Below are 14630 nucleotides of genomic sequence, written 5' to 3'. Positions count from 1 at the left end.
TATATTGCTGATATAATAACTAACTCTAACAAAAAATGAAATCAATTCTTTCAATTTTATTGTTGTTTTTCGGTGCAATAACCTTTGCTCAAACAACAATTTCAGGAACAGTTGTGGATGGAAATGAACAACCTATTCCGGGCGCAAACGTCATTGTAATAGGCACATCAGTAGGATCAATCACTGATTTTGATGGTGCATTTTCACTTACAATTCCCCGAAATCCACCGTTTACAATTCAAGCTAGTAGTATTGGTTTTGAATCGGCTTCACTTGAAGTAACTTCCAGCAATAAAACTATTAAACTAGTCCTTTCGGAAGGAACAGCATTAGACGAAGTAATTATTTCTGCATCTAGAACACCTGAACGTATTTTTGAATCGCCAGTAACGGTTGAACGTTTCGGTTTAAAAGAAATAAAAAACACGGCCTCTGCAGATTTTTACGATGGTCTTGAAAACTTAAAAGGTGTAGATGTTAATACCAACAGTTTAACATTCAAATCTATAAACACAAGAGGATTCGCTTCCTTCTCTAACACGCGATTTATGCAGTTAGTAGATGGTATGGACAATTCGACGCCTGCATTAAACTTCCCAATCGGGAATTTAGTAGGAATGACAGAAACGGATGTATTAAGCGTTGAATTATTACCTGGAGCTGCATCAGCATTGTATGGTGCAAATGCTTTTAACGGTATTTTATTTATGCGTAGTAAAAGTCCTTTTGATCATGAGGGAATTAGTGGTTATGTAAAACAAGGGATCACCTCTCAAGATGCAGGTGGCGATAACAGTTATACAGATGTAGGTATCCGTATGGCTCATAAGTTTTCAGATAAATTTGCAGCAAAAGTAAACTTTGGCTGGTTAAAAGGTACGGATTGGGTTGCTAGCAACTATAATGGGAAGCCTGGAGGAGGAGCTACAAGAGCTTCAGTAGATTACGATGGATATAACGTTTATGGAGATGAAGTTTCCACAAACATTAGAGCCGCTTCTGGTGGTTTAGGAATTATTCCAAATGTTGATGTGAGTAGAACTGGATATTTAGAACGTGAATTAACAGATTATAATGCAGAAAGCGTTAAAGCTGACTGGGGATTATATTTCCGTCCATGGGCAAACGATTTTGAAATTGCTTATGTAGGTAAAGTTGGTACAGGAACAACTATTTATCAAGGATCTAACCGATATAACATTGACAACTTTACCCAACAACAACACAAAATAGAATTGAAAAATGATAATTTCTTTTTAAGAGGTTATGTCGTTGCTGATAAAGCTGGTGATTCTTATGATATGGTTTTCACAGGTATCAACATTAATAGATCTTGGAAAAGTGACAAGGATTGGTTTGGAGATTATATCGGTACATTTGCTGGTGCAACTTTAGGTGGTGCATCAGAAGCTGACGCACATACTGCTGCAAGAGCTGTTGCCGATACGGGCCGTTTATTACCGGGATCAGAAGGCTTCAAAAATGCTTATGATAAAGTAATTGCGAATCCTGATCTAACCCAAGGATCTCAATTCAAAGATGCTTCACAGTATTATCATGCGGATGCGAACTACAATTTTAGTCATGTAATTGACTTTGCAGAAATTCAAGTAGGTGCTTCATACAGACAATACGACTTAAATTCTTTTGGAACTATCTATACGGATTATGATGGGCATATCAAATACTCTGAATTCGGTATCTATACACAAATCCAAAAGCAATTAGAATTAAACGAAGCTGTACAGTTAAAGTTAACAGGTTCGCTTAGATATGACAAATCAGAATTATTTGATGGTTTCTTATCTCCAAGAATTTCTGCCGGTTTTACTGTTAATGAAAACCACAACATTAGAGGATCTTTTCAAACAGGATTTAGAAACCCAACTACCCAAGATTTATATATTGGTTTAGATGCTGGTCGTGCTGTTTTAGTAGGTTCAGCTGAATCTAATTTAGATCGTGATATTAGAACATATGAAGTTAGTGCTAGTGGTCAATTACTAGGCCAAGGTTCCACATCTGTAATTTCTGGACGTGCTGCTTATGAAAACTCATTTACACTTAACTCCGTTGAAAATGGCGCACCAGTTGCTTCAGATGTAGATATCGTTAAGCCAGAGCAAGTAACTTCCATGGAAATTGGATACCGTGGAAAATTAAATCGTTTAATTGTAGACGCCAGTGTTTATTATAATTCCTATTCAGATTTCATTTCAAACGAAACCGTAGTTGTTCCATTATATGGCCAAGTTGGTGATAACGCTTTATCATTATTAGCATTACAAAATGGTGATTTTAATGCATACCAGACTTATACAAACTCGGATGCCAAAATTGAATCATATGGTGCTGCTATTGGTTTATCTACTAAAGTATTTGGAAACTATGATTTAGGTGCAAACTATACTTTTACTAAACAAGAATTTGATCAAGCTAGTAACCCGGATTTCAGAACGAGTTTTAATACACCAGAGCATAAAGTAAAGATGTCTTTTGGTAATACGAATGTTGTAAAGAATCTTGGGTTTAATTTAGCCTGGAGATGGAGTGATTCTTACTTCTGGCAAGCAACATTTGGAGATGGCGACATCCCAGCCTACCATACTGTAGATGCACAAATTAGCTATACAATTCCAAAAATCAAATCGGTTATTAAAATAGGTGCTACCAATGTATTAGGTGACGAGTACTACTCGGCTATCGGTACAGGTTACATAGGTTCTATGTATTATGCTTCAATAGTAATTAACAACTTATAAGATTATGAAAAAGACAACAAGAAATATAAAATATATTTGCCTACTGGCTGCATCCATTTCCTTATCTGCTTGTAGTAGCGATGATGATGGTTCATCAAATGTAGAAACACCAAAACCTGCGTTAGTAGCTGGCGATGCTGATTTTACAAAATACATTGCAGTAGGTGCTTCCTTTTCTGCAGGTTTTACAGATAATGCGCTGTTTATAGCTGGGCAAAATAATTCATTCCCAAATATGCTATCGCAAAAATTTGCTTTAGTAGGTGGTGGTTCTTTTACACAACCATTAATGAATGACAACTATGGCGGAATGCTTTTAGGTGGAACTCGTATTTTAGAACCACGACTAGTTACAACTGGTGGAGCTCCACAACCATTAGAATCTGTTATCGGACCTGTAACGGTTACCACTAATTTAATGGTGAACAATCCAGCAGGACCTTTTAATAATTTTGGTATACCTGGCTTAAAAAGTTTTCACTTGGGGGCTCCGGGCTATGGAAATGTGTCTAATTTACCCAATGCCAACCCATATTTTGCCCGAATGACGGGTGCTACTCCTAATGCGTCTGTAATGCAGTTAGCTGCTGGACAAGCGCCAACATTTTTCACACTTTCAGAAATCGGCGGAAATGATGTATTAAGTTTTGCTATTGGAGGTGGATATGATGCTAAAAATAATGTAAATGCTGTTTCACAAGAAGGAAATACGTCGCCAGGAACTTATGGACCTAATGATATAACAGACTCTAATGTTTTTGCCGCTTCATTTAGCGCAACTGTAGATGCTTTAACTGCTAATGGCGCTAAAGGTGTCGTTGCAAATGTACCTTACATTACAACTTTAGCACATTTCACTACTGTCCCTTACAATCCAGTTCCTTTAGATGCTGGCACGGCAACCGCCTTAAATCAAGGTTATGCAGCTTATAATGGAGGCCTTCAACAAGCATTAGCCGCTTTAAGCGCATCTGGCCTCTTTACTGCTGAAGAAGCTACTACAAGAACAATTAACTTTTCAGAAGGGGAAGGAAATGCTTTAGTTATTATTGATGAAGATCTAACCGATTTAGGCGCAATTAATCCTGCTTTCGCTGGGATCCCTCAATACAGACAAGCAACAGCAGAAGATTTATTTGTTTTACCGTTGAGTTCTTTAATTCCTCAAGGCTATGGAACTCAAATTCCTTTAGAAGACAAATGGGTGTTAACACCAGAAGAGCAATTATTAGTTAAAACTGCTACAGATGCTTATAACGCTACTATTCTATCAATAGCTGCAAACAAAGGTTTAGCGGTTGTTGATTTTAAAGCAATTTTAGAACAAGCATCTACCACTGGTTATCCATCTGGAAATAATGTTTACACAACTGATTTAGTTACTGGTGGTTTAATAAGTTTAGATGGTATTCATTTAACGGCTAGAGGATATGCTATTATGGCAAACGAAATGATGAAAGCTATTGATGTTACCTACGGAAGTAACTTTGAAGCATCTGGCAGCCTAATAGATACGGGTTCTTTGCCCACCAATTACTCACCTTTATTACAGTAAAAATACATTAAATATCGATTTCAAAAACGCTCTCATTATGGGGGCGTTTTTTATGAAAAAAAAAGCCGCTATTTTTCATATGGTTTTTAATTTAAAACCCATATCTTTGCAGCGCGAAAACAGTAGGTGTTTTCATTGAATTCAATTGCATAATATTAAACATATAAGTAATGTCAAAAGTTACAGGTAAAGTTGCACAAATTGTAGGTCCAGTTATCGATGTTGCATTCGAAGCGGGTGCTGAACTTCCAAAGATTTACGATTCTTTAGAAATTAAGAAAGCTGATGGATCTCTATTAGTATTAGAAGTACAATCTCACATTGGAGAAGATACGGTTCGAACTATTGCGATGGACTCATCGGATGGGTTAAGTAGAGGAACAGAAGTTGTTGCAACTGGTGCACCAATTCAAATGCCTATTGGTGAAGATGTTTACGGACGTCTTTTTAACGTAATTGGCGATGCTATTGATGGTATTGGTAATATACCAAAAGCTGGCGATGCCGGCTTACCAATCCACAGACAAGCGCCTAAATTTGAAGATTTATCAACGTCGACTGAAGTTTTATTTACTGGTATTAAAGTAATCGATTTAATCGAGCCTTACGCTAAAGGTGGTAAAATTGGATTATTTGGTGGTGCTGGTGTAGGTAAAACAGTGTTAATTCAGGAGTTGATTAACAATATAGCCAAAGGTCACGGTGGTCTTTCTGTTTTTGCAGGTGTTGGTGAAAGAACACGTGAAGGAAACGATTTACTTCGTGAAATGTTAGAATCAGGAATTATCCGTTATGGTGATGATTTCATGGAATCTATGGAAAATGGCGGATGGGATTTAACGAAAGTTGATAAATCTGCTATGAAAGAATCGAAAGCTACTTTCGTATTCGGACAAATGAATGAGCCTCCTGGAGCACGCGCGCGTGTTGCTTTATCTGGCTTAACTATTGCAGAATATTTCCGTGATGGTGCTGGTGAAGCTCAAGGAAAAGATGTTCTTTTCTTCGTAGATAACATTTTCCGTTTTACTCAAGCGGGTTCTGAAGTATCTGCATTACTTGGACGTATGCCATCGGCGGTAGGTTACCAACCGACATTAGCAACGGAAATGGGTGCGATGCAAGAACGAATTACATCAACAAAAAGAGGTTCTATTACTTCGGTTCAAGCCGTATATGTACCTGCGGATGATTTAACGGATCCTGCTCCTGCTACAACGTTTGCGCATTTAGATGCTACCACCGTTTTATCTCGTAAAATTGCAGAATTAGGTATTTATCCTGCTGTAGATCCATTGGATTCTACATCTAGAATTTTAGCTGCAGATATTTTAGGTGATGAGCATTATGATTGTGCTACTCGTGTAAAAGAGTTATTACAACGTTATAAAGAATTACAAGATATTATTGCCATTTTAGGAATGGAAGAATTATCTGAAGAAGATAAATTAGCAGTGAATAGAGCAAGACGTGTACAACGTTTCTTATCACAACCTTTCCACGTAGCTGAACAATTTACAGGTCTTAAAGGTGTTTTAGTTGATATTAAAGAAACTATTAAAGGTTTTAACATGATTATGGATGGTGAATTAGATCACATTCCAGAAGCAGCCTTTAACCTAAAAGGAACTATTGAAGAAGCAATTGAAGCTGGTGATAAAATGCTTGCTGAAGCGTAATCAAGTTTAGAGTTCAGAGTTAAGAGTTCAAAATTGCACTCTTAACTCTTTGCTCATAACTCATAACTAAAAAGAGATATGTATTTAGAAATTGTATCGCCAGAGGCAACATTATTTAGTTCGGAAGTAGATTCTGTAACTGTACCTGGGGTTCATGGTGAATTCGAAATGTTGAAAAACCACGCTCCTATTGTATCGGTTTTAAAAGAAGGCACTATTAAAATTAACACGCATTCTCAAAGTCATTTGGTTTTTGATGAGTTACACGGATCTGTTACTCCCCATAATGATGACAAAAATGTGTTAACCATTAAAATCAATTCTGGAACATTAGAAATGAAAGATAATAAAGTGATTATTTTAGCTGACTAAACGCTAATTAATTACCAACTTATACAAAAAGACCTTACTAATTAGTAAGGTCTTTTTGCATTTAAAGAATATAGATCGCACTCAAAGCTATCGGGACTTGTAAAGAGTAGAGAATAGCCCAAACCACTAAAAAACATCAAGTTTTTAACTCATTTAAGTTTTAGAATATTTATATATATGAACAATATTGAATATTGTATTCTAATTGAAACATTTAACTTAAACTTCTTTCATTGCATTACAAATTCAGTCTTTTCTTTTGATTCTAAAAGAGCGTAGCGTTCTAAATTATTTATAACACATTCACGCGAATCTTCTTCCAAAGTTTCACAAGAATAACACCAAAAATAACCGAAGCACCTGATAGCAATAAAGCGTGGAAATAATCGCCATATATAAAGTATCCCGTAGCAAACATGAGGCTGTAAATTAAGCCGCAACCCACCAACATGGCTAAAACACCAGATGGTACACTCCAACCCTCTTTGGCATCAACGAGTTCTAAATTCTCACCACGTGCCTCGTTAACAACTTTATCCCATCCTGGGCCTCCCGGTTGAATTTTCTTATAAAACTTTTGTAAAACGTCCTTACTCTCGGCTTGCGTTAAAAAAGTAACACTTACCCAAACAATCGTAGTGACTAAAACAATCATAGGAAACTTTGCCCATCCTGGCATTAACGATTCATCTCCAAATAGATACGGACCTAATTCAGTAAAATTTAAAATAACCGATACAATTCCTGAAACAAACATAGCAGATATTTCACTCCACGCATTAATACGCCACCAAAACCAACGAAGAATAAATATCAGTCCCGTTCCAGCTCCAAACATTAATATGATATCGAATAACTGTAAAGCATTCGTTAGTACCAATGCTAATAATGCGCTACAAACCATCAATACAACTGTTGCAATTCTACCAACTGCAACTAATTGTTTTTCAGAAGCATTTTTATTGATTTGTTGTTTATAATAATCATTTACAATATAGGAAGCTCCCCAGTTTAAATGCGTTGAAATAGTACTCATATAAGCCGCTACAAGCGATGCTAAAACTAATCCCAACAATCCACTTGGTAACTTCGTCAACATAGCAGAATAGGCTAAGTCGTGCCCTAGTTTATCTTCAGCAACTAACGGAAAGGCTTCTTGAATGCTCGCAATATCTGGAAACACCACCAAGGATGCTAAAGCCACGATAATCCAAGGCCAAGGACGTAAAGCGTAATGCATAATATTAAAAAAGAAAGTGGCGCCAATAGCATGATTTTCATTTTTTGCTGCTAACATACGTTGGGCAATATAACCACCACCGCCAGGTTCGGCTCCTGGATACCAAGAACTCCACCACTGAACTGCCAATGGAATAATTAATAAGGTAATAACTGCTTCGGCATTAGTGAAATCTGGTAAGATATTTAATTTATCGGCAACGTTTTCATGGGCTAACATAGCTTCCAAACCACCAACTTCTGGCAAACCCACTAAATAATAAGCGGCACCCAAAGCGCCTGCCATTGCGGTAAAGAATAAAATGAAATCTGTGTAAACAACGCCTTTAAAACCTCCCAAAGCACTAAATATAACGGTAATCGTTCCTGCGTATATCACGGTTTCCCAGGGTTGCAAACCCAACATAATGGCACCAATTTTAATGGCAGCCAAGGTAACGGCCGACATAGCCAAAATGTTGAAAATAATTCCTAAATAAATAGCCCGGAATCCTCGCAAAAAACGCGCTGGTTTACCACCATAACGCAATTCATAAAACTCAATATCGGTATTGACTTCAGATTTTCGCCATAATTTAGCATAAACAAACACAGTTAGTAACCCCGTAAGCAAAAATGCCCACCAAACCCAGTTACCGGAAACACCATTGGTTCTAACAATATCCGTTACTAAATTTGGGGTATCTGTAGAAAAAGTTGTTGCTACCATGGAAACTCCTAACAACCACCACGGCATATTTCGACCGGAAAGAAAATACTCGGAAGCACTTTTACCTGATTGCTTGGATACATAAATCCCTATAAAGAGTGTAATTAAAAAAAAGACAATGATTAATGAGACATCTAATACGGATAATTCTACCATAGATAGTTGAAGGTTTTACTTTAGAATCGTTCTAATAAATTAAACTTTTTTAATCACATTGGTAACGATGCCCCAAATAACAAATTGATTATCCTCGGTAATTTTTATCGGTTGATACATAGTGTTTTCTGGTTGTAACCAAACACCATCTTTTTCAACACGCAAGCGTTTAACCGTAAATTCTCCGTCTAAAAAACACACGGCAATACGATTGTTTACAGGCTCCAAGCTTCTATCAATAACCAATAAATCATTATCATCTAATCCGGCATCAATCATACTTTGTCCAGAAACACGTGCGTAAAATGTGGTTTTTTTGTTCTTAACCAACATAGAATCTAAAGACAAGCGCTCCTCATGAAAATCTTCAACTGGCGCCGGGAATCCTGCTGAAATACCAGTATCTAAAAATACAGCACCGGAATCACTTGTTAAATCTGGTGTAAAAAATGTTAAGTTTTTGGCGGTTTGAAGTATCATAATTATGCGATATTATACGTTTATTTATTGTATTACCCATAAATGAACGTATTCCAACGTCAAGTAATAGCTCCGCATAAAGATAACAGAAATTGTGTCTAATTAGAGTTTCTATGACAAGGAATTAAAAAAACTACTCAGGAACATATTCCAAAATATCCCCCGGCTGGCACTCTAATATTTTACAAATGGCTTCGAGCGTTGAAAACCGAATAGCACGTGCCTTTCCTGTTTTTAAAATGGATAAATTGGCTGTCGTAATTCCAATACGTTCCGCCAATTCATAACTTTTCATATTTCGCTTCTCCAACTGCACATCTAAATTTATAAGTATGCCCATAATTATATTGTTAATTCACTATCGTGTTTGGCGTGTTTGGCAATTTTGAAGGATTCACTTAATACCATAAAAAAGAAACCTAAACACATGAGTAATAAATAAGGACTAAAACCTAAATTTAAGAACATCTTACTGCTAAAAATTAATTTAACAACAAACATTAAGGCCGTACTGAATACGCTCAAAACAATTAATAGCTTACCTATTAAATTATAGGTTTTTATTACATAATCATCAAAAGGCTTCCGCTTTTGAAAAAAGCGTAATGTTTTTCGGAATAGAAATATAGCATATATAAAACCACAAGCAATGGCGTAAATCAGTAAAAATATTAACTGTTTTTGCCAGAAAGGTGATTCTGAACTGAAAATATCTGATTCAACAATTCCTAATATGGAACTATCAAAAAACATATAAATAATCCATCCAAATCCAAAAATCAGACTAGGAATACAGCTTACAATCCAAATAAAATCGATTACTGTTTTTAATACAATTAGTTTTCTCATGATTATTAAATTATCGTTTAGCGATAACAAATATATAAAAATTATCGTAAAACAATAATTTATTTAGTGATTTTAATTTTTAAACATTCATTTCAACCAATTACTTCCCTATTTTTGATTCCTATGCAAGACACATTTACAACTATAGCAGTATTTCAATATACTTCAGAAGCAGAAATTATAAAAGGGCGTTTGGAAGCGGAAGGTATTTCGGTTTTCTTATTGGATAATCATACCATTAACACCAACCCCATTGTCAGTAATGCAATTGGTGGTGTGAAATTAAAAGTATTAAGCGGGCAAGAAAAAGAAGCCAAGGAAATTTTAAATTCTATTTCTACCTATTCTATGGATAACGTAGCTCAAGTTATTAAATGTCCCAATTGTCATAAAACCCAAATAGAATTATTTTCAACCATTAAAGATTTTAAATCGTTTATGACTTTTTTAGGAGATTTTATATTGGGAAAATCACCATTTCATACACGTTATAACTACCGCTGCGAAGCTTGCCAAACAGAGTTTCCCACAGAATAGAGCAACATATGGCAATCATCCAATTAAGAAACATTGAAAATACTATTCTTACCTTTTAAAGTATTATAAGCTCTTGTAGGTTTCGCTTAAAAAATTTATTGGAAACGCTACAAATTTCAATTAAAAGCTAGAAAAAATGATTCTAGAATTTTCCTTTTTAAATTTAATTGGTTGTTTTAATAAATCATCAAGTGGACTATGTATTATTTTAAAAATGGACTATTAAAGTGATACCTAAAGTCACGACTTTTGCCATCTTTTAAAACATGAATTAATATTATTATGAAGTTAACATCCTTTTTTATCTTACTTATAGTTTTTTCTTTTAGAGCAACCGCTCAAGAACCACCAAAGCAACAAGATTTAGATTCCGTTGTCATCACCTCTAGCCGAATAGATTTACCCTTTAAAGAAAACGCTAGGACTATAACCGTTATAACGAGTGCCGACATTAAAAAAAGTGCTACAACCAATGTTGCCGATTTACTACAGCAAGTAGCTGGTGTAGATGTCCGCCGTCGCGGTGCCGATGGCACACAGGCGGATTTATATATTCGCGGTGGAAGTTTTGATCAAACCTTATTACTTATTGATGGGATGAAAATGGAAGATGCCCAAACCGGACATCATAACTTAAACATGGCTTTACCCTTGGAAGTTATTGAGCGTATTGAAGTTATAAAAGGCCCAGCTGCAAGGATTTTTGGTCAAAATGCTTTTACAGGAGCCATAAATATTGTGACTAAAAAGCACATTGACAATTCAGTTTCGATTGGTGTTCAAGGTGGATCTTTTGGACAAAAAAATGCCGATATTACGATTGGAAGCAACTTGGAGAACTCATCTCATATTATTCATGTATCTCGTAATTTATCAGATGGCTACCGTTATAATACCGATTATGATAATCAGAGCTATTTTGTAAAAAGTATTTTCAATAAAACAAAGTTACCTATTTCACTTATTGCCAATTATCAAGAGCGGAAATTTGGTGCCAATGGTTTTTATGCGTCACCAGCTGCTAAAGATCAATATGAAGAAACACAGACAAGCTTAATAGGATTGTCAACAGAAATAAAAACGGATAAACTCACTTTAAAGCCACGTATTTATTGGAGACGAAACCAAGACATGTATTTATATAACCGTGATAATCCGTCAGGGTACAGAAATTTGCATCAGACCAATAAAATCGGTGCGGAAGTAAATGCTTCTTTTCAATCTGGACTGGGAATTACTGGTTTTGGTATCGATTTATCACAAACTTATATTTCGAGTAATAACTTGGGAAGTCATAAACGTTTTACCACCAATTTATTTTTAGAACATCGTTTCTCTTTATTAAACGATGCGCTTTCCATAACACCAGGTCTGGCTGTTAGCTATTTTTCAGACTTCAAATTTCATGCTTTTCCAGGCGTAGATGTTGGCTATAAAATCTCTAGTAACTTTCAACTTTATGGAAATATAGGTTATACCTACCGTGTTCCGACCTATACGGATTTGTATTATGTAAGTCCTTCGGAAATAGGAAATGAAAATCTAGACCCTGAAGAAGCGATTTCAGAAGAATTAGGCTTTAAACTCAATAGCAAAGGCTTTCGCTTTTCAGCTGCTTTTTTCAACAGAGACTCTAAAAAATTAATTGATTTTGTTAAAAATGTTGAAACCGACCCTTGGGAAGCCAATAACATGGCCGAATTGAACACGATGGGATTTGAAGCAAATACAGAATACAATTTTTTTATGGCTAATGCCAATCAAAGTATCGGTTTAGGTTACACTTATTTAAATGAAGATTTAAAAGATATATCTACTAATTTTTCGCGTTATTCTATAAACTCATTAAAGCATCAGTTTGTAGCCACACTTAGAACGCAGTTTCTTGAAAATCTATCACAATCCATAGTATACCGTTATGCTGAACGTACTGTTGGATCTAGCTACAATGTATATGACGCTAGTATAAATTATGAATTGAAAGCTTTCGAGTTTTCAGTAACTGCCAATAATATTTTTGACACAGATTACACGGAAACCAACTTGGTTCCTGCTCCAAAAAGCAGCATTTTATTTGGATTAAAATACAATTTCAAATAGAATTTGTAACAAGACTCAATTTGATGCTCATTTAATAATAAACCCTTTAATGCATTGTAATAATGACTTAAAGGGTTTATATTTCCACATTATAATCTATATCGTTTTATGATTCAGTGGTTTTCAGCATTAGAAGTATTCCCTAAATTTTATTGGGCCATAGCCCTAATTGGTTCAATTTTCTTTCTGTTCGTTATCATCATGACCTTTGTAGGTGCGGATTCTGGTGACGATTTTGAAAATGTCGATGCTAGTATTGAAGCGGATACGGGAATTGAATTTCAATTTATCACCTTTAAAAACCTCATCGGGTTTTTTACTCTTTTTGGCTGGAGTGGAATAGCTTGTTTAGATGCCGGTTTCTCCAAGCCTATAACCGTTATTATTTCCATAATAAGCGGCTTTTGCATGATGGCCATAATGGCTGCTATGTTTTATTACATAAAAAAGTTAACATCTAGCGGCACATTAATTTACAAAAATGCTATTGGTGCCGTTGGCGAAGTATATTTACCTATTGGACCAAATCGTTCAAAAATGGGCAAAGTAAGTGTTACCATTCAAGGATCACTTCGCGAATTAGATGCTTTAACAGATTCTATTACCGAGCTTGAGTCGCGTTCAATCATTATCGTTTTAAACGTTACAAATAATGGCATACTAATAGTCGATACACATAAAAATAATCAAAATAAAAAACTCTAAACACATGACATTTCTATTAACCCAAGAATTTAATTTAGGATTCCCTATTGCCATAGTTGCAGCCATTCTATTTGTTTTCATAATGTTTATCGTACTCGTTAGGCGTTATAAGCGCTGCCCTTCCGATAGGATATTAGTGGTTTATGGTAAAGTAAGCGGTGGTGCATCAGCAAAATGTATTCATGGTGGTGCGGCATTTATTATTCCCGTAATTCAGGATTATGAATTCTTGGATTTAACACCTATGTCTATTGAAGTGAATTTGGTTAACGCCTTATCTAAACAAAACATTCGTGTAAATGTCCCATCGCGCTTTACAATTGGCGTATCTACCGAACCGGCCATTATGCAAAATGCTGCTGAACGTCTTTTAGGCATGGACTTACCAGATATTCAAGAATTAGCAAAAGAAATTATTTTTGGTCAATTGCGTTTAGTGGTTGCCTCTATGGACATTGAAGAAATTAATAATGATCGTGATAAATTCCTAACCAACATTTCACAAAGTGTAGAAATGGAGTTGAAAAAAGTGGGTTTAAAGCTTATAAACGTTAACATTACAGATATTGTTGATGAGTCTGGGTATATTGAAGCTTTAGGAAAAGAAGCTGCTGCTCATGCTATAAATGCCGCAAGAAAATCGGTGGCCGAAAAAACTAGAGATGGTTCTATTGGTGAAGCCAATGCGGTACAAGATGAACGCTCTCAAGTTGCTGCTGCCAATGCACAAGCGGTTGAAGGTGAAAATACCGCCAAAATTGCCGTTGCTAATTCCGATTCCTTACGTCGTCAACGTGAAGCTGAAGCCGAACGTGTAGCCATTGCATCAGAAAAAGTACAAAGCGCTAATGCATTAGAAGAGTCTTATGCTGCCGAACAAATAGCAGAAACTGCCAGAGCAGAACGTGAGCGCTCATCTCAAATGGCCGATATTATTGTACCTGCAGAAATTGATAAAAAGAAAGTTGAAATTGATGCCGAAGCCCAAGCTGAAAGAACGCGAAGACATGCCAAAGGTGAAGCTGATGCTATCCTATTCAAGGCACAAGCAGAAGCGCAGGGTTTATATGAAGTTTTAACTAAACAAGCAGCTGGTTTAGATCAGATTGTAAAAGCAGCTGGCAATAATCCAAAAGACGCTGTTTTATTGTTAATTGCTGATAAATTACCAGAGTTGGTGAAAATGCAGTCCGAAGCAATTAAAAACATTAAAATAGATAAAGTAACCGTTTGGGAAAATGGCAGTGGTACAGATGGTAAAACATCTACCGCTAACTTTCTAGCCGGCATGTACAAATCTGTCCCGCCCTTGCAGGAAATGTTTAACATGGCCGGCATGGAATTACCTGAATATTTAAAAGGGAAGGATTTAGCGGAGGATGCAAAAGAAGTAAAAAACGATACGGATTAAAAATAAACTTTTAACTTTTTCATTTCAACAGTCTTAAACGCGCAAATTCTAGAATTTCAGGTTTGTGTTTCATTCC

At 35.8% G+C, this 14630-nt stretch carries 12 protein-coding genes; 8 read left to right on the top strand and 4 right to left on the bottom strand.

Features of this window, described 5'->3' with window-relative positions:
* Nucleotides 1-35 precede the first annotated feature (35 nt).
* The 4 genes from BZARG_RS13985 to BZARG_RS13970 all read left to right on the top strand — a co-directional run bounded on the left by BZARG_RS13985 (nucleotide 36) and on the right by BZARG_RS13970 (nucleotide 6368).
* A complete protein-coding gene (locus tag BZARG_RS13985; protein WP_008639673.1) occupies nucleotides 36-2762 on the top strand; it encodes a TonB-dependent receptor in 2727 nt (908 codons plus the stop codon).
* 4 nt (nucleotides 2763-2766) lie between these two features.
* Nucleotides 2767-4317 (top strand): SGNH/GDSL hydrolase family protein, encoded by a 1551-nt coding sequence (locus BZARG_RS13980; RefSeq protein ID WP_008639544.1) that lies wholly within the window; start codon nucleotides 2767-2769, stop codon nucleotides 4315-4317.
* Between the two features lie 170 nt (nucleotides 4318-4487).
* Nucleotides 4488-5996 (top strand): F0F1 ATP synthase subunit beta, encoded by a 1509-nt coding sequence (atpD, locus tag BZARG_RS13975; protein ID WP_008639518.1) that lies wholly within the window; start codon nucleotides 4488-4490, stop codon nucleotides 5994-5996.
* A 78-nt stretch (nucleotides 5997-6074) separates the two neighbouring features.
* A complete protein-coding gene (locus BZARG_RS13970) occupies nucleotides 6075-6368 on the top strand; it encodes a F0F1 ATP synthase subunit epsilon (protein WP_008639648.1) in 294 nt (97 codons plus the stop codon).
* Nucleotides 6369-6660: 292 nt separating this feature from the next.
* Here BZARG_RS13970 and BZARG_RS13965 read toward each other — a convergent pair whose 3' ends face one another.
* The 4 genes from BZARG_RS13965 to BZARG_RS13950 all read right to left on the bottom strand — a co-directional run bounded on the left by BZARG_RS13965 (nucleotide 6661) and on the right by BZARG_RS13950 (nucleotide 9801).
* The gene (locus tag BZARG_RS13965) at nucleotides 6661-8472 is read right to left on the bottom strand and encodes a sodium:solute symporter family protein (protein WP_008639654.1); all 1812 of its coding nucleotides are present in this window, start codon (nucleotides 8470-8472) and stop codon (nucleotides 6661-6663) included.
* 39 nt (nucleotides 8473-8511) lie between these two features.
* Nucleotides 8512-8952, bottom strand: a complete 441-nt coding sequence (locus BZARG_RS13960) for a LexA family protein (RefSeq protein ID WP_008639814.1) — start codon at nucleotides 8950-8952, stop codon at nucleotides 8512-8514.
* A gap of 133 nt (nucleotides 8953-9085) precedes the next feature.
* Nucleotides 9086-9292 carry a helix-turn-helix domain-containing protein gene (locus BZARG_RS13955; protein ID WP_008639728.1) on the bottom strand — a complete coding sequence of 69 codons (207 nt, stop codon included), beginning with the start codon at nucleotides 9290-9292 and terminating at the stop codon, nucleotides 9086-9088.
* A 2-nt stretch (nucleotides 9293-9294) separates the two neighbouring features.
* Complete coding sequence (locus BZARG_RS13950) at nucleotides 9295-9801, bottom strand: DUF2975 domain-containing protein (RefSeq protein WP_008639575.1); 507 nt, start codon at nucleotides 9799-9801, stop codon at nucleotides 9295-9297.
* A 123-nt stretch (nucleotides 9802-9924) separates the two neighbouring features.
* Between BZARG_RS13950 and BZARG_RS13945 the strand changes: the two genes are divergently transcribed.
* The 4 genes from BZARG_RS13945 to BZARG_RS13930 all read left to right on the top strand — a co-directional run bounded on the left by BZARG_RS13945 (nucleotide 9925) and on the right by BZARG_RS13930 (nucleotide 14554).
* Nucleotides 9925-10338, top strand: a complete 414-nt coding sequence (locus BZARG_RS13945; RefSeq protein WP_040288891.1) for a putative signal transducing protein — start codon at nucleotides 9925-9927, stop codon at nucleotides 10336-10338.
* A gap of 282 nt (nucleotides 10339-10620) precedes the next feature.
* Entirely contained in the window at nucleotides 10621-12438 is a 1818-nt protein-coding gene (locus BZARG_RS13940) for a TonB-dependent receptor plug domain-containing protein (RefSeq protein ID WP_008639733.1), read from the top strand.
* A 108-nt stretch (nucleotides 12439-12546) separates the two neighbouring features.
* The gene (locus BZARG_RS13935) at nucleotides 12547-13143 is read left to right on the top strand and encodes a hypothetical protein (protein ID WP_008639589.1); all 597 of its coding nucleotides are present in this window, start codon (nucleotides 12547-12549) and stop codon (nucleotides 13141-13143) included.
* A 4-nt stretch (nucleotides 13144-13147) separates the two neighbouring features.
* Nucleotides 13148-14554, top strand: coding sequence for a flotillin family protein (locus BZARG_RS13930; RefSeq protein ID WP_008639520.1), 1407 nt, complete (start codon nucleotides 13148-13150; stop codon nucleotides 14552-14554).
* Nucleotides 14555-14630 lie beyond the last annotated feature (76 nt).

This window comes from Bizionia argentinensis JUB59 (assembly GCF_000224335.1).
Taxonomy (GTDB): Bacteria; Bacteroidota; Bacteroidia; order Flavobacteriales; family Flavobacteriaceae; genus Algorimicrobium; species Algorimicrobium argentinense.
This window is presented reverse-complemented; position numbering and strand designations above follow the sequence as displayed.

Coding starts and splice junctions, on each gene's coding strand:
- BZARG_RS13985 (WP_008639673.1), top strand. CDS start 36: ATGAAATCAATTCTTTCAATTTTATTGTTGTTTTTCGGTGCAATAACC.
- BZARG_RS13980 (WP_008639544.1), top strand. CDS start 2,767: ATGAAAAAGACAACAAGAAATATAAAATATATTTGCCTACTGGCTGCA.
- atpD (WP_008639518.1), top strand. CDS start 4,488: ATGTCAAAAGTTACAGGTAAAGTTGCACAAATTGTAGGTCCAGTTATC.
- BZARG_RS13970 (WP_008639648.1), top strand. CDS start 6,075: ATGTATTTAGAAATTGTATCGCCAGAGGCAACATTATTTAGTTCGGAA.
- BZARG_RS13965 (WP_008639654.1), bottom strand. CDS start 8,472: ATGGTAGAATTATCCGTATTAGATGTCTCATTAATCATTGTCTTTTTT.
- BZARG_RS13960 (WP_008639814.1), bottom strand. CDS start 8,952: ATGATACTTCAAACCGCCAAAAACTTAACATTTTTTACACCAGATTTA.
- BZARG_RS13955 (WP_008639728.1), bottom strand. CDS start 9,292: ATGGGCATACTTATAAATTTAGATGTGCAGTTGGAGAAGCGAAATATG.
- BZARG_RS13950 (WP_008639575.1), bottom strand. CDS start 9,801: ATGAGAAAACTAATTGTATTAAAAACAGTAATCGATTTTATTTGGATT.
- BZARG_RS13945 (WP_040288891.1), top strand. CDS start 9,925: ATGCAAGACACATTTACAACTATAGCAGTATTTCAATATACTTCAGAA.
- BZARG_RS13940 (WP_008639733.1), top strand. CDS start 10,621: ATGAAGTTAACATCCTTTTTTATCTTACTTATAGTTTTTTCTTTTAGA.
- BZARG_RS13935 (WP_008639589.1), top strand. CDS start 12,547: ATGATTCAGTGGTTTTCAGCATTAGAAGTATTCCCTAAATTTTATTGG.
- BZARG_RS13930 (WP_008639520.1), top strand. CDS start 13,148: ATGACATTTCTATTAACCCAAGAATTTAATTTAGGATTCCCTATTGCC.